Annotated in this window: 15 protein-coding genes and 4 pseudogenes; 11 read left to right on the top strand and 8 right to left on the bottom strand. The window is 66.3% G+C overall.

The window, feature by feature from the left end:
• The first annotated feature begins 53 nt into the window (after positions 1-53).
• The 3 genes and pseudogenes from OG332_RS07455 to OG332_RS47810 form a co-directional block, all read left to right on the top strand.
• A complete protein-coding gene (locus OG332_RS07455; protein ID WP_327412701.1) occupies positions 54-428 on the top strand; it encodes a hypothetical protein in 375 nt (124 codons plus the stop codon).
• Positions 429-526: 98 nt separating this feature from the next.
• The gene (locus OG332_RS07450; RefSeq protein ID WP_327412700.1) at positions 527-2218 is read left to right on the top strand and encodes a transposase; all 1692 of its coding nucleotides are present in this window, start codon (positions 527-529) and stop codon (positions 2216-2218) included.
• 23 nt (positions 2219-2241) lie between these two features.
• Positions 2242-2409, top strand: a pseudogene (locus OG332_RS47810) (IS4 family transposase); the annotation flags it as partial.
• A 178-nt stretch (positions 2410-2587) separates the two neighbouring features.
• Here the strand turns inward: OG332_RS47810 and OG332_RS07445 are convergent.
• Complete coding sequence (locus tag OG332_RS07445; protein ID WP_327412699.1) at positions 2588-3289, bottom strand: CatB-related O-acetyltransferase; 702 nt, start codon at positions 3287-3289, stop codon at positions 2588-2590.
• A 172-nt stretch (positions 3290-3461) separates the two neighbouring features.
• On the opposite strand from OG332_RS07445, the gene OG332_RS07440 reads away from it, so the two are divergent.
• Positions 3462-5147, top strand: coding sequence for an ISAzo13 family transposase (locus tag OG332_RS07440; protein WP_327412698.1), 1686 nt, complete (start codon positions 3462-3464; stop codon positions 5145-5147).
• A 144-nt stretch (positions 5148-5291) separates the two neighbouring features.
• A pseudogene (locus OG332_RS47805) lies at positions 5292-5451 on the top strand (ISAzo13-like element transposase-related protein); the annotation flags it as partial.
• Positions 5452-5462: 11 nt separating this feature from the next.
• Here OG332_RS47805 and OG332_RS07435 read toward each other — a convergent pair.
• On the bottom strand, positions 5463-8120 hold the full coding sequence (locus OG332_RS07435; RefSeq protein WP_327412697.1) for an ATP-binding protein: 2658 nt from the start codon (positions 8118-8120) through the stop codon (positions 5463-5465).
• Between the two features lie 1760 nt (positions 8121-9880).
• Here OG332_RS07435 and OG332_RS07430 point away from each other — a divergent pair.
• Positions 9881-10009 carry a hypothetical protein gene (locus OG332_RS07430; RefSeq protein WP_327412696.1) on the top strand — a complete coding sequence of 43 codons (129 nt, stop codon included), beginning with the start codon at positions 9881-9883 and terminating at the stop codon, positions 10007-10009.
• A gap of 41 nt (positions 10010-10050) precedes the next feature.
• Here the strand turns inward: OG332_RS07430 and OG332_RS07425 are convergent.
• Together OG332_RS07425 and OG332_RS07420 are read right to left on the bottom strand one after the other, a co-directional pair.
• Positions 10051-10317, bottom strand: a pseudogene (locus OG332_RS07425) (IS5 family transposase); the annotation flags it as partial.
• 151 nt (positions 10318-10468) lie between these two features.
• A pseudogene (locus OG332_RS07420) lies at positions 10469-10765 on the bottom strand (IS110 family transposase); the annotation flags it as partial.
• Between OG332_RS07420 and OG332_RS07415 the strand changes: the two are divergent.
• Positions 10752-11213: a transposase gene (locus OG332_RS07415; RefSeq protein WP_327419135.1), complete on the top strand. Its 462-nt coding sequence runs from the start codon at positions 10752-10754 to the stop codon at positions 11211-11213. The pseudogene OG332_RS07420 and the gene OG332_RS07415 sit on opposite strands and share 14 nt — an antisense overlap.
• Here OG332_RS07415 and OG332_RS07410 read toward each other — a convergent pair.
• Positions 11131-11697 (bottom strand): hypothetical protein, encoded by a 567-nt coding sequence (locus OG332_RS07410; RefSeq protein WP_327412649.1) that lies wholly within the window; start codon positions 11695-11697, stop codon positions 11131-11133. The genes OG332_RS07415 and OG332_RS07410 overlap by 83 nt on opposite strands.
• Before the next feature lie 599 nt (positions 11698-12296).
• Between OG332_RS07410 and gntD the strand changes: the two genes are divergently transcribed.
• The 3 genes from gntD (at position 12297) to OG332_RS07395 (ending at position 15179) form a co-directional block, all read left to right on the top strand.
• Positions 12297-13340 (top strand): guanitoxin biosynthesis L-enduracididine beta-hydroxylase GntD, encoded by a 1044-nt coding sequence (gene gntD, locus OG332_RS07405; RefSeq protein WP_327412695.1) that lies wholly within the window; start codon positions 12297-12299, stop codon positions 13338-13340.
• Between the two features lie 64 nt (positions 13341-13404).
• Complete coding sequence (locus tag OG332_RS07400; RefSeq protein WP_327412694.1) at positions 13405-13497, top strand: ATPase; 93 nt, start codon at positions 13405-13407, stop codon at positions 13495-13497.
• A 1160-nt stretch (positions 13498-14657) separates the two neighbouring features.
• Positions 14658-15179 (top strand): WhiB family transcriptional regulator, encoded by a 522-nt coding sequence (locus OG332_RS07395; protein WP_327412693.1) that lies wholly within the window; start codon positions 14658-14660, stop codon positions 15177-15179.
• Between the two features lie 990 nt (positions 15180-16169).
• On the opposite strand, the gene OG332_RS07390 is transcribed toward OG332_RS07395, so the two are convergent.
• Both OG332_RS07390 and OG332_RS07385 read right to left on the bottom strand, forming a co-directional pair.
• Positions 16170-16850 (bottom strand): ISAs1 family transposase, encoded by a 681-nt coding sequence (locus OG332_RS07390; protein ID WP_327412692.1) that lies wholly within the window; start codon positions 16848-16850, stop codon positions 16170-16172.
• Positions 16851-17131: 281 nt separating this feature from the next.
• Complete coding sequence (locus tag OG332_RS07385) at positions 17132-17287, bottom strand: transposase family protein (protein WP_327412691.1); 156 nt, start codon at positions 17285-17287, stop codon at positions 17132-17134.
• Positions 17288-18249: 962 nt separating this feature from the next.
• On the opposite strand from OG332_RS07385, the gene OG332_RS07380 reads away from it, so the two are divergent.
• Positions 18250-19458 carry a hypothetical protein gene (locus OG332_RS07380; RefSeq protein ID WP_327412690.1) on the top strand — a complete coding sequence of 403 codons (1209 nt, stop codon included), beginning with the start codon at positions 18250-18252 and terminating at the stop codon, positions 19456-19458.
• A gap of 23 nt (positions 19459-19481) precedes the next feature.
• Here OG332_RS07380 and OG332_RS07375 read toward each other — a convergent pair whose 3' ends face one another.
• Positions 19482-20204 carry a C40 family peptidase gene (locus OG332_RS07375; protein WP_327412689.1) on the bottom strand — a complete coding sequence of 241 codons (723 nt, stop codon included), beginning with the start codon at positions 20202-20204 and terminating at the stop codon, positions 19482-19484.
• Positions 20205-20838 lie beyond the last annotated feature (634 nt).

Raw genomic sequence — 20838 nt, 5'->3', positions numbered from 1 at the left:
ACATGGCCGCTGTGTAGCCTGTCGATCTGTTCGAACGGGATGAGGGGGCGCGGGTGGATGTCGAAGGGGCGCATGCCGCGATCCAGCTCCCTGAAGGGTCCTGGTGGGACTGGGACGTCGTCGGCTGGGATGGCGGGGAGCTCAGGCTTGCCGCCGGCCACGACCTGTCCTACTACCACAGCCTGGAGCTGGTCTTCGGTGATCCGTTCTTCGTCAGCTGCCCGTCCACCTTTTACGATCCGGTCTTCCGCGCACCGACGCTGGACGAGCTCCTGAAAGTCACTCGTCAGCTCGGCGAGGAGCCAGCCGTCGTGGTCGCCTTTGAGGCCGATGCAGCGACTCTGTTGCTCAATTCCGGCTGCGTGGTTCGGTTGGTGCGTGATGATCTATCGTGCGGTCGCTTCCCTGTCGTGCGGCCGTGGGGGTGATGTGGATGTCGCTGCGGTCGAGCGGGTTGCCGCCAGTGCCGGAACGGACGGCGCGGGTGGCCCGGGCCGCTTTCCCGAAGGGGAGTCTGCCGATACGGGTGCGGGATCGGCTCGGTGAGGTGTTCGCGGACGAGCCGTTCGTCGAGGCGTTCGGGGTTCGTGGGGCCCCGGGATTGTCGCCGGGGGTGTTGTCGCTGGTCACGGTCTTGCAGTTCGCGGAGAACCTGACCGACCGGCAGGCCGCGGTGATGGCGGTGCGGGCGATCGACTGGAAGTACGCGCTCGGGGTGGAGCTGGAGGATCCGGGGTTCGACTTCAGCGTGCTGTCGAAGTTCCGGGCCCGGCTGGTCGAGCATGACATGGAGCGGGTGGTCTTCGAGAAGTTGCTGGAGCACTGCCGGGAGGCGGGGCTGGTGGCGGCGGGCGGGAAGCAGCGCACGGACGCGACCCATGTGATCAGCGCGGTGCGGGACCTGAACCGGCTGGAGCTGGCCGGGGAGAGCGTGCGGGCCGCGCTGGAAGCCCTCGCGGCGGCCGCGCCGTCCTGGCTGGCCAGCGTGGTAGACGTGCCCGAACTCGCCCACCGCTACGGGCAGCGGATTGAGGGCTGGACGCTTCCGGCCTCGAAGACGAAGCGGGAGCGGCTCGCGCTGGTCTTCGGGCAGGATGCGCTGGCCCTGTGCCGGGCGGTCTGGGCACCGGGGGCGCCCGGGTGGCTGCGGGAGATCGAGCCGGTCGCCCTGCTGCGGCAGGTCCTGGTCCAGACGTACGTGATCAGCACCGATACGCGCGGGCGGGAGGTGGTCAGGAAGCGGGAGGCCGACACGGACGGCGTTCCGCCCGGTCATCTCCGCCTCGCCTCGCCCTATGACGCCGACGCGCGCTGGGCGGCCAAGGGCGAGGATCTGTTCTGGCTGGGCTACAAGGTCCACCTCACCGAGACCTGCGACACTCCCGCCGAAGCCGAAGCCGAAGCCGAAGCCGAAGCCGAAGCCGAAGCCGAAGCCGAAGCCGAAGCCGAAGCCGAAGCCGAAGCCGGGGCGGTGGGGAGGCAGGAGCCGGTCCGGGCGGTGAACCTGATCACGGATGTGCTGACCACGGTGGCCACCGTCCCGGACGTGAAGGCGACCGCCACCGTCCAGGCCGCGCTCACCGCCCGCGGCCTGAAGCCGGCCGAGCACTACCTCGACTCCGGTTACCCATCGGCCGACCTGATCACCCAGGCCGCAGGGCAGGGCATCATCATGGTCACCCCCGTGCTCCTGGACCACTCGCCCCAGGCCAAGGCGGCCGCCGGCTATGACAAGAACGCCTTCGGCATCGACTGGAAGACACGCCAGGCCACCTGCCCCGAAGGCCGCACCAGCACCGGGTGGCACCCGGTGAAACAGCACGGACGCGACGCCATCGTCGTCGAGTTCGCCCGCTCCGACTGCCGCGAGTGCCCCGTCTTGAAGCTGTGCACCCGGTCCCGGCGCGGCAACCGGATGCTCACCCTCTACCCCGAACACCTCCACGCTGCCCTGACCACGGCCCGCGCCGAGCAGAAGTCCCGGACCTGGAAGGACGAGTACGCCCTGCGCTCGGGCATCGAGGGAACCATCAACCAGGCCCTCGACCTCACTGGCCTGCGCAGGGCCCGCTACCGCGGCCTCCCGAAGGTCCGCCTCCAACACACGTTCTCCGCCACCGCGATCAACATCGTCCGCCTCGACGCCCACTGGACCACCACGGACACCCCACCCCGAACCGGCCGCCTCGCTCGCCTCGGCTACCAGCTCACAGCCTGACCCCGGAATTGAGCAACAGAGTCTGCAGCTCCATCAAAGTCCCTGACCGGGAACGAAACCGCAGCTGGCTGGGCCGTCCGAACAGCGGGTGGGGCTGGGCCGGATACCCGCTCGTGCGGCTGATGGTCCTGTGCGAGACCGGCACGCGGGGCCTCCTTGGAGCGGTCTTCGGTCCTACGCGCAATGGCGAGAAGAGGGTCTATGCGGCCTATCAGCGACCGAGGCATTCCGCCTGCGTGTGCCCGCCACAGAAGAGCAAGGTGCCTGTTTGGGCGGGCCCGTTGGGGCAGAAGGTACACACAAACCCTGAATGATCATGAAACGTCAGAACGCCATGATCGGGGACCGTGCCTGCACCGCTCCACCCGCCTACTTGTGCACGTTCTCAATGGACTCGCCCGGGAGCATGCTGGGGTCGTCGTCTTTGGTGACGTCTTCGGGGTCGATGCCCGCGTAGCGTGCCAGGGCGAGCACGTCGCGTGCCTGGAGTAGCGGGAGTGCCTCGGTGATGCGTTCGTCAGACCAGTTCCACCAGGCGATGCGCCACAGGAGCTTGCGCCGGAGCGGATCGAAGCGGTGCCGGACGGTCGTGTTGTTGCCGACTACCACGGCGTAGGGGGCGATGTCCTTGCTGATGACGGCCCGCGCTCCGATAACGGCTCCCGTGCCGATGGTCACTCCGGGCAGAATGACTGCCTCGTAGCCAATCCACACCTCGTGGCCGACGACCGTGTCGCCCACCGGAGCCCAAGTGTTCGCGGCCCCGATGGAGAAGCTGTTGACGAAGCCGTACGGGGTGACTGCCTCGATGTCGTGCCCCTGGTTGCCCCCGAGTAGGAAGGCCATCCCAGAGCCGAACTGGGAAAAGTTGCCTATCCGAAGGCGGTCGATGGGTATGCCAGCGTACTCGTCGCGGTCCGAGAACGCATAGCGTACGCGCCTGACGAAGCTTTCTTGGTGGTGGTATCCGCCATACACACTGTGGCGGCCTTCCTCAAGCACAATCGCCCGGTGGGCGGCGACCTCTGGGTCCTGGTCGAGTCGTTGCACCTGGATGAAATCAGTCAGCATGCGGACGACGCTAGCAGGAGTTCCAGTAGTATTCACCGAAAATCGACAGCCCCACCAGCCGAACCCACTCGGCGACGGGTAATGGTCAAGGTGGGGTTTGCCCAAGGCCAGGTAGTTAGGGCTCGCAGAGGATTAACCCGTAGCTTCCCGATCTGGCGGTCGTTGGCGTGGTATGGAAGCGGCGGAAGAGATAGCGGCGGCCTTGGTGGCGAAGTTCACGGTGCTGTTCCCGCATCTGGACGAACGTCAGCGTCGTCTCCTGCTGGCGGCCGAGGCCCGGGTACTGGGCCATGGCGGGATCAGGCTGGTCGCCCGGGCGGCTGGAGTGCGAGAGGCCACGGTGTCGCTTGGTGTCACTGAACTGGACTCCGGTGAAGCCCCGTTGGGGCGGGCGCGCCGGGTCGGTGGTGGCCGCAAGCGGGTAGTGGACCTGGACCCGGGACTGCGTCCGGCACTGTTGGCCCTGGTCGAGCCGGACATGCGCGGGGACCCGATGTCGCCCCTGCGGTGGACGACGAAGTCCACCCGCCACCTCGCCGCCGAGCTCACGCGCCAAGGCCACCGGATATCCGCCGACACCGTCGCCGACGTGCTGCGCGAGGAAGGCTTCAGCCTCCAGGGCAACGCCAAAGTCATCGAAGGCCGGCAGCACCCGGACCGGGACGGCCAGTTCCGCTATATCAACGAGCAGGCCAAGGCCCACCAGGTGGCCGGCGACCCGGTGATCAGCGTCGATACGAAAAAGAAGGAAGTGGTGGGGCCGTTCAAGAACGGCGGCCGGGAATGGCGGCCCGCAGGCAACCCCGAGCGGGTCAGCACCCACGACTTCCCGGACAAGGAACTCGGGAAGGCCGTGCCCTACGGCATCTACGACCTGGCTGCGAACACCGGCTGGGTCAGCGTCGGCACCGACCACGACACCGCCGCCTTCGCCGTCGAATCCATCCGCCGCTGGTGGAATGCCCGCGGCAAGGAGGACTACCCGCAGGCCAGGCGGCTGCTGATCACCGCCGATGCCGGCGGCTCCAACGGCTACCGCACCCGCGCCTGGAAGGCCGAACTCGCCGCCCTGGCCCTGGAAACAGGCATGGAGGTCACTGTCTGTCACTTTCCTCCGGGCACATCGAAATGGAATCGGATCGAGCACCGGCTGTTCTCACACATCACCATGAACTGGCGCGGCAGGCCGCTGACCAGCCACGAAGTCATCGTGCAGAGCATCGCCGCGACCACCACCCGCACCGGGCTGAAAGTCCACGCCGAACTCGACACCGCTACCTACGAGACCGGGGTCCGCATCGGTGACGGGCAGATGGACGTCCTCCCCGTCACACGCCACGACTGGCACGGCGACTGGAACTACACACTCCGCCCCGAGGCATACACCCAGGTCAACGACGCACCAGACCCGTTCGATCAGCCGAGCCCCGACCTCGCCTGGCTATGCCACCCCGCCCTGACCGTACTGCCGCCCGCCGAGTGGGACACCCTCATCACCGCGCTGACCATCCTCCACGACGCCCAGCGCGAGACTCACCTGGACCAACGACGCGGCCACCGACCTCGCGTCAAGGGCGACGGCACCACCGGCCGACGCCCCGTCCTCACCCTCGCCGACCGGCTCCTAGCCACACTCCTCCACTACCGGCTCGCCCTGCCCCAAGTCGCCGTCGCCGCCCTGCTCACCGTCCACCCCGGAACAATCAACAGACGCATCCGCGACATCCGGCAGCTCCTGGAAACAGCCGGGCACCCCATCCAGCCCGCCGACGACCGACTCGCCACCCTCGACGACCTCTACGACTTCGCCAGCACCCGTGGAATCACCCTCCCAGCAGAGATCAAACCAGCGAGTTAATGATCTGCGAGCCCTAACTACCTGACCTTGGGTCAAGGCCCGAGCCGGCTTCACCCTCCACCGTCACCGCCGCCTCCTCGGATAGCACCACCCTCCGTCACCACCCAATGTGAGATAGGGCCGTCCACCGGACGGACCCGGCCCATCATCGTAAAGAGTCTCAAGGCGACCACCATCCACATCGGGATGAAAGTCCACGCGGAACTCGATCCAGGCACCTATGACAGCGGCATCAAGGTCACCAACAGAGGCTTCGACGTTCCTGCCCATGCACCGGCACCGCTTCCACGGCGACTGGAACCATGCACGAGCTCGTCAGTCGTTTCGCAGGTTGTCGAGACGGTCGGCAACTTCCCGACGGCTAGCGACGCCGAGCTTGGCGAGGGCGGCCGCTACGTGCTGCTCCACGGTGCGCACCGACAGCACCAGCGCCGCCGCGATCTGGGCGTTGGTGAGTCCCTGGCGGATCAGTTGCGTGACCTCCGCCTGTCGGCGGGTGAGGCCGTGGGGGTTCTGTCGGGTCGTTGAGGCGGGGCCGCGCGGGGCGCGGTGGATCCCAAGTTCGCGCATTCGGGTCCGTACGATCCGGGTGAGCGGCTCCGCGCGGAGCCCTTCGAGGAGCCCGAGCGCGGTGATGAGATCGTCCTGGTGGCCTGTTTCTGCGAGCGCGGCGGCACGCTCGTACGAGTGGCCTGACTCCCTCCACGTGGCAGCCGCCTTCGCCCACTGCCCGGCAGCCTGAAGCGCGTACGGGTGGGTGTCGCCGTCCATTTCGATGGGAACGTTCATTCGAATAAGCCAGTATGTGAGCTCGTGTCGTGGCCGACTGTGGCCAGCCTGGCGCGCCCACCTGTACGCCGACTCGGCGTGAAGTCGGGCGGTGTCCCTGTCTCCCCTCAGCCACGCTGCCTCGGCTAGGCCTGCAGCCGCTTCCTCAACCCCGTGCACGTCGCGGATTTCCCGGGCGATGTCGGAGGCACGGGTGAGTAACTCCTCGCCGCCCGAACCACCACGTCGTACGAGTACTCGCCCGCGGACCGCCAGAGAGCCCCAGCGGGACACCAGGCACTGTTCGTCCGAGGTTCGCTCCGCGCTCTGGACCGCCAGGTCCCAGTCGCCGGCGCTGAAGGCCACGAAGGCGCCTGCCATGTGCATGCGACCGAGAAGGCCGAGGTGCTCCCTGCTCTCGGCCAGCTTGACGCCCTGCGTGAGGTAGTGCTGGGCCTCGTCCAAGTGCAGGTCACTGAGCAGCATGTGCGCCAGGGTCAGGTACGCCTGACAGGCATGCTCGATCTCGTTTGCCGCGAGTGCCGTCTGAAGGCTCTCCTCGACCACGGAGCGGCCGGACACTCGCGAGCCCCGCACCCACTGCACTGTTCCCATACTGGTCAACGCGTGTGACTCAATCGCGCGGTCTCCCAAGTTCCTGGCCAGTTTCAGAGCCCGTTCCCCGTACTCGATTCCTTCAGAGGTCTGGGGGTCTGCTACATGCAAGCGTGACTGGTTGCTGTACGCGAGGGCCAGCAGGCGCTGGTCTCCGACGCCGCTGACTACATCGATGGCCTGCCGTGCGGTGCGTTCGGCCGCCTGTCTCTGGCCATTCCACGAGTACATGCGCGACAGCCAGCACAAACTGGTTCCCAGCATACGTGGATCGCCCAGGCTTCGACGCAGCTTTACCGCTGAGACCTGGGCTTCCATTGCGTTGTGGCCTTGCCCGATCGTGTAGCACTCGACCGCGTACTCCTGTAGCAGATCCGCCTGCTGGACCGGCCTGTATCGGGCGAGCAGGTTCAGCACCGACTGATAGCGCGCTACTGCCTGGCGATGCGAACCGCACCGGGAAGCCTCACGGGCGGCCTGCGGGCCGTAGTAGGCCATCGCGTCCATGTCGCCGGCCTCGGTCGCGTGATGGAGCAACCGCGACAGGTCCACCCCCTTGTGGATGACCATCGCCGCGAGGACCCGTGCGTTGAGTTCCATCCTCCGCGCCCCAGGCAGCGAATCGGCTATCGCTTGACGGGTCAGTTCGTGGCAGAACGAGATGCCTTCGGGGGAGACTGAGATCAGGCCCTGCCCCTCAGCGGCGTCCAAGCCGCCTGTTTCCCCGGCGAGGAGCACGTGGGCAAGCCACCACTCGACAGGCGTGGGAATGACGGAGAGTTGCTCCACAGACCTGCGAACTTCCACTTCAAGCCGGCGTGTACGGGCCAGAAGCGCGTCGGCTACCGATGGCGGTACTTCAACATGGGCGCCGTAGGACAGGACTTCGGTGACCAAGTATGGATTGCCGGAGGTCGCTGCATATAACTGGGCTGCATCGATTGCGCTGTTGGCGCTGAGCTGTCGTACGGCATGGAGCGAGAGTGGTCTCAGCTTCACCCGGCGCGGTCGCGTAGTGGTCGCAACCTGACCGAGCAGCGGACTCAGCCGACGCCGGCAGTCGATGACGTCGTCACGATAGGTCAGGACGAGAGCCACCGGCAGTGCGGCGATGCGTCGGACTACGTAGTGCAACACATCGAGTGTGGCGTCGTCAGCCCAGTGCACATCCTCGATGACCACCATCACTGCCCCGGGGCGCTTCGGCTGCGTGTCCAATACGAGGTCCAGCACGCTTTGGGCGTCCATGTCGTCTTGCAGTCTGCTCGCCGATCCGGCGTCTGTGATCAGATCCCGGATCGGTCCGAGAGGACGGGGCGCTGCCAGGTCATGGCAGTAGGCGAACCTGAGTCGGAGGTTGACCGGCACGGTCTGCGGCAAGGCTGCCACTAGGCTCGACTTTCCAATCCCTGCCTCGCCATGGATCAGTGTGACGGAGCCGCATCCCTCAGCCGCCTCGTACGCCACGGAGGCGAGACTGGCCAACTCCGCCTCGCGTTCGAGAAGAGGCCGAGGCAACTCGCGGCGGCGTGCATCGCATAACCGGGAATCGGTGACGACGGGCAGGCTCGAAGAATCAGTGGAATCCATGCCATGAAAGATGCGATATGCAGTCGAAGCCAGGCCCGTCGAGCGGCGGGTTCTCTGGTTCCGGAGATGCCACACGTTCTCAACTGCTCCGCTGTCCACGTCATTTCCGCCGTCTCCGAACACATCGAAATCGGAGCGTCTCTTTTGCAATTCCGTTTCCCTCTCGGTCGCGTCGGATTTCTATTCGAAAAAAGCCTCTTGGCTAGTATTTGGTCAATCGCGTTAGTGCGATGCTGCGCCCCAAACTTCGCAGAGAGAAAATCTCCTCAGGGTTCGGTGATGGAGCGTAGAGGAGGGCACGCAATATAATTGCTGCTCCATCAGCTCTACGGACATGAGCTCAACCATTCACAACTATGCTGGAAGGCTAACGGTTCCCGTCCGGCCCGTGGACCGCAATCCTGGGCAACGCAATAATGCGGACGCAAGGAGTCGGCTCCCTCGTGACAGAGTCGTGATCACGTCACATGGAGTCAAACCATATACTCTGGATAACTCTTGAGGCAATCGCTTGGATGTCAAACCGCGCCAACCGGGCCACGCAGAATGCTCGATTGAGCTCCAGTCGGAAAAATGGGCGCTCAATCGTGCAGTAGCCCATTTGGCGTGGGGCGCCTGAGGCGATTGTGTTGATCTGCGGGAGCTGGTACAGGTTCCAAGCGGCGATTGACCCTGGCTATTCAACGAAATCGAGTCCGGCCTGATCTTGAGCAATGAGAGGTGTGCCAGCCTGCAAGGCTACGATTGCCGAGACCGCATGCAGCGTCAGGATGCTTATCTGGTGGCAGAGCACACTGGATGTGACCGGCGGTTGACCGTGGCCGCCGATGGCAAGGGGCTGATCGGGCACGCGGGGGCGGCGCGGTTGCGCCGGTGTGCGGACCGCACGGGGCTGACGGCCACGCTGGGGCCGGGGTTGCCTCACGGCGGTGGCGCCGACTGGCGGGAGGGGGCCGAGGAGCTGATCACCCTCCGGCGCGGAAGAGGTCCGCCCACCGGTCGGCCTGCGCCTGCGCGCGGACCGCGCACACCGTGAACTGAACGCGTTGCTCACCCCGTCCGTGGCGAGCAACTCGCCGAGCTGGGGCCGCTCTCCCTATACGAGCACGAACTACACATCGGAACGGAGCATCTACCCCTCGCGGGAATCGCCGCGCACTGCGAGCCCGCCCGCTCAGGCAAGAATACGCACCCCTGCGTTACGTGCCCTGGCGGCCAATCTGAACTCCACCCGGTGGATACTGGCGATCACCCCAAGGACGCTGTCCGACAGTCAGCGTCCGTCTTCATAACGCCATCGTCGCCGGCGCGTTCGACGCCTCCGTGGTCGTTGCGAGCAGGCAGCGTTCGCGACTACCGGCCGGTGGGCCGCGAACGCCCCGCAACGACCACGTTGACGACGGGCGGCCTGCAGCAGCCCTCGGTCAGACAATTCTCAACGCGCATCGACTCGCTGCCCTTCAATACACACAAAGAGACCGACGAATTTCACTTCACAGCTCTTTTGCTCGAACGAGAATTACTGGGGGCACGCTTCCGATCCGTGCCGCCACTGGCATCACCTTCAGCCCACGCCCTTCACGCTCGCCGCGGTGATCAGCACGGTGAGGAGGAGCCCGAGGCAGGGCGGTTTCAAAGCCCGAGCGGCTTGGCCGGCTCGCCAGGTCGCAGTGGACCATCGAGAACCGGCTCCACTTCGTCCGCGACACCGTCTTCGGTGAGGACGCCTCGAAGATCCGCACGGCCACGGCCCGGAGAACATGGCGACCTTGCGCAACCTGGCGATCAACACCCTCCGCACCATCGGGCACCACAACTTCGCCGCTGGCCTCCGACAAGCCTCCTACGAGCCCTTCACCCGCCCGCTCCATCTCCTGGGCATCGCCTGACCAGCAGGCTCACAAGATCATGAAACTTTGCAACATCCCTGGAGCCCGAGGGTGTCGGTGACGATGTTCCACTTCCTGCCGACGATCTTCTTCCCGGCGTCGATGCCCTGGCTGGAGGCGAGCACGCTGGTGGAGGTCTTGGCGCTCTGGGCATCGATGACGCAGGCCGATGGCTCTGCGTCCCGGCCCTCCTTCTCCCTCAGGGTTTGCCTGAGCAGGCCGTTGAGCTGGGCGAACACGCCCTCGTCGGCCCATTTGGCGAAGTAGCCGTAGACGGTGTTCCAGTGCGGAAAGTCGTGCGGGAGGTAGCCTCGCCGTTTCAGTTGTGGCTGGGGGTAGCCGAGCGGGGTCGTTTGGGGCGGTGGCGGTTGGTGGGCATGGTGACGGCCCGGCGCGGTGGTCGGGGTCTCCAAGGTTCCTCGGGTCGTGGGTGGTCAGACATCCCATGCCGTTTTGATGTCAAGCGGCGGCGGGGATGGTTGCGTGGTGTGACCAGGCGGTGCCCTCGTCGTAGAGGGTTCTGGTCTTGAGGCAGCCGTGGAGGATGCCGACGAGGCGGTTGCCGAGCTGGCGCAGGGCGGGGTTGTAGCCGGCGTCGCGGGCGCGTTGTTTGTCGTAGTAGCGGCGGGCGCCGGGTGAGATGTTGATGGCGGAGAACGCCTGCCTTTGGAGGGCGTCGGCGAGGCGGTCGTTGCGTACGAAGCGGGCCTGGACGGAGTGAACCTTGCCGGAGGCGCGGGTGATGGGGCTGGTGCCGCGTCACATCCTGACCGACACCGAGGGCCTGCTCCTGGAGGTCACCGTGACCACAGCCGATGTGCACGACTCCAAGGCCGCTCCCGCGCTGCTGGAGACATTCATGGACCAGCCGGGCCGGCTGTTGAAACTGGTGTGGGTCGACAGCGCCTACCAGGGCCCGGCCCTGGCCAAGGCGTTCGCCCTGCACGGAGTGCGGATCGAGGTCGTGCGCCGATCCGACGGTCACCGCGGGTTTGTCGTGCTGGCCCGCAGGTGGGTGGTGGAGCGAACGCTGAGCTGGCTCTCCCGCTCACGCCGCCTCAACCGCGACTACGAACGCCGCCTCGACCACCACGCCCAGATGGTGTGGTGGGCCGCTGTGATCAGGCTGTCCCGGCGCCTGGCCGCGGACGCTCCGCGCTGGCCGGAGAAGCGTCCCGGCCGACTGCCCCGGGCGCGGGCATGAACCGTCCGTCCTTCGCCCGCGCCAGCCAGCCCCGCTTCTCCAGCACGTAGGCACGGTGACGGATCTTCTCCACCTCGTTCTTGATCTCCGCTTCCCGGCCCACCGCCCGCGTCAGCTCCACTCCGTTCACCGGCCCCGAAGCGGCCACCACCGCGGCGAACACCTCCCGATACAGGCCGCTGAGCACCTCCCCGCCCATGCCCGACCGCCGCACCGGCGGCCTCTCGCCATGCCCCGCGCCGGGGCCGCTCGATCCCACGGCGGCAGCCATCTCACCACCCGACGGCACGGAAACCGGCGTGATCACGGGGCTCTCCTCGGCCGGCACCGACACGAGCTCCTCACGCCCCACCCGGGCCCGCTCGACTCGCTCCCGCGCGGCATCCACCTCCGCCTGAGCCTGCTCCAGGACCTCCGTCCAGGACTCCAGGTCCTGCCTCGCCCGCGCCTCACGCTGTTCCATCAACCCCAGCACCGACGGCATCGCACCCTCCTCGATCAACAACAAGCCGTCCGCTGCCTGCCCCTACCCCGCCCCAGTCATGCCCCGCACACGAAGAAGCCCCTGCTCATCGAACAGGGACTCCCTTTGCCACAACGCACTGACACCCCGAGCTCGACCTCGGCATGGCACCGGCGACGATCGAGCTGCCCCTCTTGCGTGGCCGCTCCGTAGTTCTGAGCGAGAAACGCCGCGTGCCCGCGAGCGCACGATCGCGGGGTTGCCACCGATTCCGACCGCACCCCTGCGCCGGTCGAGCGGGGCCTGGACGAGGACCGTCAGCGGTTGCCCGGACCGTCCTCTGCCGCAAGTTCGGGCACTCTTCGGACGCTCATTCGTATACAACTGGGCGGTCGTTCCAGAGTGACCTGTTTCTCGGCCCATGCCCCCTGCCGCGCAAGCGTTCCGAAGACGGGCACGACCGGTCACCATCGAGCGGCGTGTGAAACTGGGCACACCTCTCTCCTACCGCTAGAAGTGAATGCAGGGGAACCACCTAGACGTGAGGTGGGCGGACAACGTCGAGGCTAGGCAACGCCACGCTGTCCGGTGAATTCCGTGCGATCCCAAGGGAGTGACCCGTGAATCCACTGCTGGCCGACGACCGTGAATCAGACGCTCCCGCGCGTGCCGTGGCACCCATACGGTTCGATCTGACTGCTGCTGAGGTCTCTGAGATATGCGACCTCGTCATCGTTCCGCTGCTCCTGCGGGGAGGTTCCGCAGGGGACATTCTGCGGCGCGACGCCCCCTTCGTGGCGAGGTCCCTCCCTCTGCGCCTTCAACGGTTCCTTTTCGCCTTCCGGTGCGAAGAGCCGGCCGGCGCCTGCGTCATCGGCGGCTGGCCGGTCGATGACGCAGACGCTGGTCCGACACCTGCACACTGGACACCGGAAGCCTTCCCCTCTCGGGTCCTGGAGCACGAGCTCTACCTGGTGCTGCTCGGGTCGCTCCTCGGTGACGTCTTCTCCTGGAGCAACGTCCAGGACGGTCGCTTCGTGCAGGATCTGTTGCCTGTGCGGGGACAAGAGCACGAGCAGAGCGCCGGGAGCAGCAGCAGTCGTATGGAACTCCATTCCGAGGACGCCTTCTCCCCACTGCGGTGCGATTACCTCGGCCTCATGTGCCTGCGCAACGACGATCGGGTCAGCACCAGTTACGCATCACTCGACGGGGTGGTCCTGAGCGCCGACCACCGGCGGGTGCTGTTGGAGCCGCGCTTCCTGGTACGACCCGACGACGAGCGCAGAAGGCGTGTTGCGGTACGAGGCGGGACGCCGCCCTCGTCGGTGAGGACGCCGGTTCTCTTCGGAGACCGGGAGTCGCCCTACCTGGTAGTCGACGGACGCTACACCGAGACCGACCCGGAAGACACGGAGGCTGCCGAGGCACTGGCCGCCCTGCTCGGACAGCTGAAGGCCAAACAGGCCGACATCGCGCTGACACCGGGGGAGGTCCTGTTCATCGACAACTACCGTTCAGTACACGGCCGTGCGCCCTTCCGTGCGCGGTATGACGGCCGGGACCGGTGGTTGAAGCGGGTCAACGTGACACGGGACCTTCGCAAGTCGCGAGCAGCTCGCTCGCGACTCGACTCCTATGTGATCGCCGCGGGCCAAGCCTGACAGGCCACGGACATGGCGACCGCCACGGGAGGGTGAGGCAACGAGCTGAACGAAGGATCTCGGCGTGCACACCTTCAACGGCGCCATCATCGAAGCCGGCACCGAGTCCTACCGCCTCGCCCAGACCAAAGCGAAGCAGCAGCAGACGAAGAAGTAGCCCTCACAGATCGCCGGTCACCCGGCGGATATCGATCACTGTCGGCCGCCGCCACGGCTCTCGAGATACCTGATCAGTTTCGCCTCGCTGCGAAGTAGCCGATCGCGCTCGTCCGCAGGGAGGGACGCCAGTGCGTCGACGAGGACACGGGTTCGGGGAACGTGAACCATCGCACCGGAGTAGATCCGGCACCCGGAGCACCAGGCCAACCCGACGCACCGCTCGAACATCGAGGACTCAGGCGGACGGAAACGGAACTGGTAGGAGCAGACTTCGGTTTCGCAAGCGGCGCAGATTCGGTGATCACCTTCCTTGACCGTGTCCCAGGACGCGACCTTGACCCAGTGCTGCCGCCCGGCCGGTGCTCTTCAAGTCGTCATGCGCAGCATTCTCTCTCATGACCATCCCGCAACAGCAGGCCGCCCCGACCGAGCCCCAGGGCTGGGCCGGCTGAGGCCGGAACCCGGGGCCACCTCGGGCCGGAACAATCGTCGTGTTGTCCACGAAGTGGGGCCAACCCAGACCGGAAACGTGGGGCCAATTCGAACCGTTAACGCCAAGCCGGTGTGACCCGGCGGCGGTCGTCCGCATCGGCGGCCTCGCGGACCTGCATCTTCGATGTGAGAGGTGCTGACCGAGCGCCGGTGGTTGGTGGGTTCGCTGAGTCGTTCTCAAGACGGCACCAACAATTTCGGGCGCCTGCCGGTACAGGTCCGGTCGCACTGCTCGGAAGCGGCAGCGGTGACTGGCGCTCCGGCCAAGCTGACACCGGGTCCTAGCTGCGACTATTCCTATGGGCGCCACTCTGTGGCCTTGTACACCCAGTCATGAACTCCACGTCTGCGGCGAGCGAACGGACGTGGCCGAGAGGCGGCCCAGCCCTATGCTGGAAGGGCCGGGCAGAAGCTGCAACTGCACTTCCCCTCGTCAGCGCTTGCGACGAAGCCGCCACTACCGCGCACCGCTGCTCGGCTGTCTTCACCCATGACAGCGGTTCGGTTTTCGGGGATCGGCCCCTTGAGATGAGCACGCACGAGTGGTCCAGAGCTCATCGCGCGCTGTGCTGACGAGGCCCATCGGTCGTCAGAGCCAGGCCATGACTCGTGCCCTTCATCGCCGTACTTGACTCATCGACGCAGGCCCACTCACGAGGAGAAACAGTGAACAATCCCCAGTCGGCCCCTGTGCATTTCGACAACCAGAGCTCCTCGTATCCGTCACCGGCGTGCAGTGGGATGGATCCCGCTCTGTTCTTCCCCCAGCCGGGCGGATCGCTTGAGGAAGACCACATCCAGGCGGCGAAGCACCTGTGCGAGGTGTGCACCGTGCGCGTGGGCTGCCTCGCCAGCGCCCTTCGGTTTTCTGCGGACGATGGGATCTGGGGAGGCTACACACCCCAGGAGCGCCGTCGGTTGCGGAAACAGGCAACTCTGTGGCAGCGTCCGGATCCTCTGACGATCGAGCGAATCCTCAGGGGTTCCAAGGTGCACATCGAGTTCAAGAATCGTCCAGCTGTCATAGTCCGCCTGCGTCGACTGGGCTGGAGCGAGCTGCGAATCGCCAAAGCACTCGATCTCACCCCTTTCGCCGTACAAGCAGCGGCACGCAACGCCCGTGATGTCGAACTCTTTCTGCGGGCCGAAGGCCTGGCCTTTTGCTCCGACCCGCACGTTGCTTCGTGATGAGTGCAAGGCACAGACTTGGTACGTCCACCCAGCAGCCCCCTGCTCATCTCAGTCTCCACAGCTCAACCGGCAGGGCTGCTGGCAGCACTGCGCAACGAGACCGTGCAACGCCGTACACCCTCATCTCCCTCGACAGAACGGCCAGTGGCTCGCTGATAGGGAAGCTATCCCTCGCCGGCTCCAGGCCTCGCACCGTCCACAGCTGGGGATCTCCACGCGCGCGCGAGGACTTGGTCTCGCACTCGCCAACGCTCGTCGTGATGGACATCCCGTCCGCGCGGCCCGCGCCCGAGCTGGGCACCCGTGTACGTGCTCTGTCGCGGCTTGCCCACGTGGTGGTGCTCATCCCTTCCGGGGTGGACCCGCTGGCCCTCCTCAAGTCAGGTGCTACAAATGTGCTGGAGCGAGATGCACCCTCAACCGAACTGGCTGCACGGATAAGAGCAGAAGGGCGGTGGCTCAGTTCACGGCTTCCCCTGGCCGCGCCGGCTCCCGTGAGCCTCGGCTCTGGGCCCGTACCCATCTTCCCCGCTCAGCGGTTTTTACTTGAAGTGCTTTTGGCCTACCCGGGGCCTTGGTGCTGCCACGACCTTGGAGCACTGTTGGGAACCGCTGACTCCCTCGTTGGCAGGCGCTCCCTGAGGTCAAGAGCCGGGCGGATCGCACCATTCCTGCATCATCGCGGTCTGGACTTGGAGGTCTGCGTGGTGTGGGGCAGAACCACATGGCAGGTCGTCTGGAATGTCCATGACGTTGCCCGCGCCAGCGGCTGACGAAGACGAGTCGCGACAGCGGCAGGCCATCTGTCTCCCCGCACCGCAGTAGGAGAATGCCGCGCTTTGTCGCTGCCAACAACGCCGACATTTCGCCGAGGGTGACGCGGCTGGGGGTGCAGCCCACATCCGGAGGCCCGTCGGTTTATCGGTGGTGCTTGAACCCGTCACCGAAGCAGGGCTTCGGCGTAGTCGCTTGATGCCCGTTTCGTGATCACGTGAGTCCAAGGAGAGCGAGCGGCCTGCTGGCGTCGCGAGCGTTACGTCGAAGGCTGGCGGCGATGTTGGTGCTCCCCGCGAGGCGGAGGGCGCCGATAGCGAGGTTGCGCCAGGTTGCCATGGAACGGGGGGCGGTGCCCGTCCGCAGCTGCGAGGCGTCCTCGGCGAACGTCACGTCTCGCACATGGTGCAGGGCCTCGATCTTCCAGTGGTCACGAATGAAGGTCGCGAGCTGGGCGGGTGTGACCTGCCTGGCGGTCAGGCTGGTGACCGCGTAGACGGTCTTGATACTGATCCTGCCGGTCTTGCGGTCCACCCGGCGGCGCCTGAGCTGAACGGCCTGGCGTGCGCTGGGGAAGAGCAGGTTGTTCACCGTGCACACCTTGATCCGGCGGATCTCACCCCGGCCATGCCCGGTGTCACGGGTGCGTGACTGCAGCGGAATCTGCTTCCACGGAAGGGACTTGAGCTGCTTGCGGAGCCTCTTCTGATGTCCTTTCACGATCACGATGAAGTGCGCGTTGCGGCCGAGCAGGTATGTCGCATGCTCGCGCTGGGTGTGCATCGCGTCGCTGGTCACGACCACGCCCGCCAAGTCGGTGAGGGTCTCCAGTAGCGGCCGGAAGCAGGTGATCTCATTGGTCTTCTCGCCCACGTCGAGCTGGGCCAGGACCAAGCTGCGGACGGGGTCGCATGCGGCGAGCAGATGAACCTTCCGGCCCTTGGCTCTGCCTGCTCGCGCAGGCTCTTGCCGTCGACCGCCAGTGCGCGCAGCCGGCCGTCGGCGCCGAGGCGCCGGTCAGCCAGCCAGCCGCACACTGCCCGGTCCAACACGTCGCCGTCGATGCGGCCCAGCAGCCGTCGTACCGTCGTTTCCGCAGGCGTGCATCGCTTCGGGAACAGCGGGTCGGGCCGTACGCCAAGGCGCTCCAGGACACAGGACGGGGCGTCAGCGATCTACTCGCCGACCGCCAGCAGGGAGGTCGCCCCGGCCAGAACCGCGCACGCGGTGAGCGTGAGCACGGCGACCAGGGCGTGTCGCACGCCGCGCGGGTCCCGAGGGTCGGGCACCTCAGCCAGTCGCTCCAGCAGGCCCGGGATCTCCTCGGGCACGGCCTCAGGCTGCTGACGGAGTTGGTCAAGGCAGGCGGGATCGGCGATGATGCTTCGGCAGGCACGGTCTTCCCGTCGGATCACGGGGCGTCGAGAACTCCATGATCTTGGAAGCCCGTGCCTGCTACGTTCCGGGGCCAGCCAAGCTGACAGATCGCCACGGACCGGGCCTCACACGAGAACGCTGAGGGCCTGCCGGTCGGGTATCCACCATCGGGACTCCAGCGGGGTTCTGCGTCGCAGCTGGACCCACGGACTCGCTGCACAGGGCTCCGCACCCGTGTCAGCACCGCAGCTCCGCCGCGCGCTCGCACATCACCTCCACAGCGTCAGGTAGTCGAGGAAGCGGCCCGGGGTGGGCCTCCCGGATGAGCTTCACCGCGTGAAGCCGCCGACCACCCCTGATCAGCTCGTCCACCTCTTCCCGAACCACCGGCAGCAACGCATCCCAGATCGAGTTCTCCATGCGCCGATCCAAGCAACTCACCCTCTCCCACCACCACCGGATTGAACGGTACGACCGCGCGAAGACCCGCTCAGTGGGCCGGGGGTAATAGCGGGCGATATCCCCACCGCGGGGCCCTCACATCGGCACCCAGGGAAGCCCGTTCCTGCTCTGCATACGGACCGCCGCCAGCGCATATCAGGGCAATCCACTCAAGCCACGACTATGCCGAAGCCCTGGTCACCGAAGCCAGTTGAGGGCTGCGGTCGTCCTGGCGGGGAGTGCCCTGCGGCTTGAGGAGCAGAGCTGCTGCCAGCGGGCGTGAACCGGAACGCTGCCGAGGGCAATCGGGCATTCCACGGCGCTGGTTCCGCTCATATCCTTTTGTCTGCATGGGGCAGAAGGTGGCCGAGACGGCGACTATCTGCAGCCTGTCCGCCCGAACCAGTCACGGCAGACACCGGCCTTCCTGCCGGTAGCCGCCGATTTTTGTGCGCGAGGTTCCAAGGGGGAAAGCATGAACACGAGTTCTTGGCGAGTCGTCCTGAACGATGAGCCCGGCGTGAAGTCCCCGGCGCCCGGCGCGGCGATCGTGCTGGCAGCGGCGCCAACGGGCAAGGGGCGGCTGATGGAAACGGCGTCCGCCCTGCTCCCGCTGGGAGCGATCCCGCCGAGCCGATTGACCGGTACGGCCGAGGGGTCCGTCATCGAACTGGTCGATCCCATCGAGCCCGAGGCGGTGCTGGCACGGATACGCGGTGTTCTCCAGAACCGCGGCCCAGTGTCTGTCTACGTCGTGGGTCAGCTGTACTTGGACCGACACAAGAGCGAGTTGTACCTGGGGCTGGCGCTGACCACTCCTGGAAGCCTGCGGTACACGTCGCTGTCCTGGCGGTCATTGGCAACGGAGCTCAAAGTGCGGAGCGCCGGCCACACCCGTGTGGTGGTGGACCTGGTAGCGGAGCCTGCGGCCTGGACCCACATCAGGGAGAATGGGCTGGCCCTCTGCCAGGGGGTTTCCTTGTACGGACGGGTACTTCCACCGCCACGTCGACGCGAGACCCGTTCTCCCACCTATCTGATGGCTTGTGCGAAGCTGCTGAATGACGGCCAGGAACTCCCGTTCCCTACCGTCCACACGGCGGCGATCGACCTGGTGGGGGAGTCGGACGGAGTGGTATTGGCCAGGGAGCATTGTCCCCCGGTTGCGCTACCGGGGTTGCGCGCCGTGGGTCGGACCTTGGCGTCGCGCGACACCGCAAGGTCCCTCGGGGCAGGGCCTGCCACGCCCGAAGACCCCCTGCCCGCGATCCTCATGGCGGCGGCGGCCGGGTGTCATGCCCGGGCGGCCTCTATGGCCTCCGCTTGCCAGTCCGAGGCGCTACGGTCCCACGGGCCTCATTCGGCACCGGCCGTCCAATGGATGGAGGTGCAGGCGGATCTGGCTCGTCTTGCCGAGGACCCCGGCCGCAGCTGCGAGGGCTGGATGAAGGTTGCCGAGGTCCGGCTGTACAGCCTCCGGCAGGTGCCGGAGGCCGAGGAGGTCATAGCGGCCGTGGACCGAGCCCACCATCAATGGCTGCGGGTGTCGGACCCTGTCCGTACCATGGCCCTGGGAGCGACGCTCCTTTCACTCCGTGAGCAGGTCCCCGGTCGACAGCCAGGCGCCCGCGCCGCCGTTCGGCGACGACTGGACGGCTTTCGCACGACCGCTACCGACTCCTGACGTGCTGTGCGGCACAGCCTTCACTACGGCCGGCCATAGAGGTTGGGGTTGAAGGAGCTGAAGCTCGACACGCGGACCGACCTTCCAGGGCGGGGAGACTCCAGATACTGATCGCCCCCTAGGTAGATCGCGACGTGGTAGACACCGGACGCACGCCCGTTGGTGGACCAGAACACCAGGTCGCCGCGCTGGAGTTGCGAGCGGGTGAGGGGAGTGGTGGCGCGGTACTGGTCCGCCGCTACGCGGGGGAGTGCGACCTTGGCTTGCTGGTAGGCCGCCTGGACCAGCCCGGAGCAGTCCCAGGCGTTGGGGCCGTTGCCCCCGTATACGTAGGGGTCACCCACCTGCGCGCTCGCGAAATCGATGGCGCTCTCGACAACCGATGTCCCCGAGCCCACCGGGACTGACTCCGTGACCGTCTCTCCCTCGGCGTCGTCGCCGGCTGTGGTGGTGGTCGCGCGATTGGACCTCTCGCTGAATCGTTCGTACTTCTCACGATGGCTGGTCCACCACCAGTGCCCGTCGTTCTCGTACCAGTAGACGCGGTCTGTTGCGTCCCACCCCGCGTGGCCCCGGAAGACCGGCATGGCTGAGGGGCGGGTGTTTGTGGGGGCCGCGAGGTCGGCCCCCGCGGCATCCACGTTCGCGAGGTACTTGTCGTAGTGGGACGTCCAGCGCCACCCACCCGAGGCGTCCTTGTACCAGTACCTGGTCCCATCCCATCCAGCGTGGCTGGGTGCGGGCATCGCTGAAGCGGTTCCCGTGCCGGTTCCGGCCAGCACAGCCGCGCCGACCGTCGCGCCCAATACCAAGCGGGCGAGGCGTCTCGGGGCGGAGGAGGGACGCCCTGCGGCGGAGTAGGAGTTCTCTGAGGCGCGCGGGGCTTCTCCCGGCCTTTGTTCCAGAGCCTGTCGAGCGAGATCGCGGCGGCGCTGACGGGCGCCGTACGAAATGGCAGTGCTGGCCAGGGTTTCGGTGAGTGTTCTCACGGCTCTCCTTCGGGTATGTCACTGCATTTATAGGCAGATTTCCTTTGCCGTCAAGAGGAATGGGCAAGACGTGGCATTCTGGCTCGTCAAATCTTTCGATGTGTGCCCGAATTGCAGGGTGAAGCGGGCGCCGTCGTGGCCAGAAGCGGTCGCTCGGGAGCGATGCGGAATGACGCGCACTGGTGTAGGCCGGGAGTCTGAACCGCGCTGAGATGCAAGTATGCCCCCACGGGGAGTCGTCGCAAGCCATGCTGCAGGCATGAACACCACACGTTTCAAGCCAGAACGGGCCTGACTGAAAGGGAGATGGGGGCCTATCCTGGAAGAGGCTGGCGACGCATCTGCGTGTCAGCTTGCTCGTCCTGAGCCCGAAAGATTTCACGCCTTACGG

Origin of the sequence: Streptomyces sp. NBC_01233, assembly GCF_035989305.1 — a bacterium.
GTDB lineage: Bacteria > Actinomycetota > Actinomycetes > Streptomycetales > Streptomycetaceae > Streptomyces.
This window is presented reverse-complemented; position numbering and strand designations above follow the sequence as displayed.